The organism is uncultured Limnohabitans sp., assembly GCF_937889215.1.
In the GTDB taxonomy this organism is placed as follows: Bacteria; Pseudomonadota; Gammaproteobacteria; order Burkholderiales; family Burkholderiaceae_C; genus Limnohabitans_A.
This window is the reverse complement of record NZ_CALBEX010000528.1, coordinates 1-1,847: the sequence shown is the minus strand read 5'-3', so window position 1 is coordinate 1,847 and position 1,847 is coordinate 1. Positions and strand designations below refer to the sequence as shown.

Genomic DNA, 1,847 nt, shown 5'->3' with positions numbered 1-1,847 from the left:
GACCAAGGGGATGAAGGACAACCACTCGGGGGCAAAGCGCACCTTGAGCCGTGGCGAGGTGGGCTCGCCAATTTGCCGGGCTGCACCCAACGCCTCGGTCCATTCACCCTTGTCGTTTTTGCAGCGGTTGAGCACTTGCACCCGGCCATCGGTTTGCAGCGTGTAATTGGCCTGCGTGCTGCTGGCGCATTTCCTTTGAAACCAGTTCGGGTACTTGGCGATCTCGTGCCAAGTGCCCATGTAGCGCGGCACGTCGACCGAGGGCACGGTTTGCAAAGGCGCGGGCTCGGCCTGCACCGCAGCGGTGGTCGCCAGGACCAAGGCCATGCCAACGATGGCGCGAACCCCTGCTGCGCGCATCAAACCACGATCGGGTTCAGTGCCCCGTCCATGCTCATGCAAATGCCGGTCACGTAGCTAGCTTTGGACGAGGCCAAAAACAGCACGGCGTTGGCGATTTCCTCAGGCTCAGCCATGCGGCCCAGCGGAATTTTGGCGACGGCTTGCGCCATGGCTTCTTCGGTCTCGATGCCCTTGAGGCGCGCATCGGCCGCCATGCCCTCTTGCAGGCGGCCTGTCAACGTCAGTCCGGGGTTCACCGCATTCACGCGGATGCCTTGTGCCCCATAAGCAGCGGCAAAGCCTGCGCTCACCAGCATCAGCGCCGCATTGGCCGCGCCGCCAGGCAGATGGATGGGGCTGGCCACTTTGCCGCCATTGCCCACCACATTGACCACCGCGCCTTGACCGCGTGCGGCCATGCGCTGGATGCAGGGCGTGATCATGTGGATGGTGGTGAAGTACTTGGCCTGCATGGCGTCGGCAAAGGCCTCGGGCGTCAACTCGGGCGCTGGCGTGCGCTTGGCCGCACCGGCTGAGTTGACCAGCACGTCGACCGGGCCGAACGCGGCTTCGGCCGAATCCAATGCGGCCAGGGCGGCGGTGGCGTCGCGCAAATTGGCGGACACGGTATGGATGCGCTCGGCTGGGAATGTGGCTTTTAGCTGGGTGCGTGCGGCCTCAAGGTGGGCGCTGTCCCGCGAGACCAACGTGACGCGGCCGCCTTCGGCCAAAAAGCCCTGCGCGCAAGCCAGGCCAATGCCCTTGCTGCCGCCGGTGATGAGGATGTGCTTGTCGCTTAGGTGCAGGTCCATGGTGTTTTTCTCTGATGAAATGAACGATTCAAAACATGTCAATTTAATCACTCTTGCTCGGGTCCTGCTCCATGAATTCAAAAACCTCTGTGCTGCGTGCGCGTTTGAACCAACCCGGCCTGGTGGTCGCCCCTGGTGTGTTTGACATGGTGTCGCTGCGCCTGGCCGACAGCTTTGGTTTTGACGCGCTGTACATGACCGGTTACGGCACTGTGGCTTCGCACATGGGCTTGCCCGATGCGGGCTTGGCCACCTACAGCGATATGGTGGGCCGCGTCACCGCCATGGCTGGCATGGCTCGCACGCCGCTGATTGCCGATGCCGACACTGGCTACGGCGGCTTGCTCAACATGCGCCACACCATCCGGGGCTACGAGGCAGCAGGCGCTTGCGCCATCCAGCTCGAAGACCAGGAGTTCCCCAAAAAATGCGGCCACACCCCAGGCCGCCGCGTGATTCCCATGGCCGACATGGTGCGCAAAATCCAGGTGGCCGTTGATTCGCGCGAATCCAAAGACTTTTTGATCATCGCCCGCACCGACGCCCGCACCACGCTGGGCCTCGATGAAGCGCTGCGCCGGGCCGAGGCTTATGCCAAGGCCGGGGCTGACATCTTGTTTGTCGAGTCGCCCGAGTCCGAAGAAGAAATGCGCCGCATCGGCCAAAGCTTTGAGCTGCCGCTGGTGGCCAACA

The 1,847-nt window shown here is 63.0% G+C and carries 3 protein-coding genes; 1 reads left to right on the top strand and 2 read right to left on the bottom strand.

Annotated elements, in window-relative coordinates; all coding sequences use genetic code 11:
- A partial coding sequence (locus Q0341_RS13355) for a lipocalin family protein (protein ID WP_299514230.1) occupies positions 1–327 on the bottom strand: 327 nt, incomplete at its 3' end.
- 32 nt (positions 328–359) lie between these two features.
- A complete protein-coding gene (locus Q0341_RS13350) occupies positions 360–1,154 on the bottom strand; it encodes an SDR family oxidoreductase (protein ID WP_299514227.1) in 795 nt (264 codons plus the stop codon).
- 71 nt (positions 1,155–1,225) lie between these two features.
- Here Q0341_RS13350 and Q0341_RS13345 point away from each other — a divergent pair.
- On the top strand, positions 1,226–1,847 hold a 622-nt coding region (locus tag Q0341_RS13345; RefSeq protein ID WP_299514225.1), incomplete at its 3' end, for an isocitrate lyase/PEP mutase family protein.

Excerpts from the sequence above, each read along its gene's own strand:
- Q0341_RS13350 (WP_299514227.1), bottom strand. The coding sequence starts at position 1,154 with ATGGACCTGCACCTAAGCGACAAGCACATCCTCATCACCGGCGGCAGC.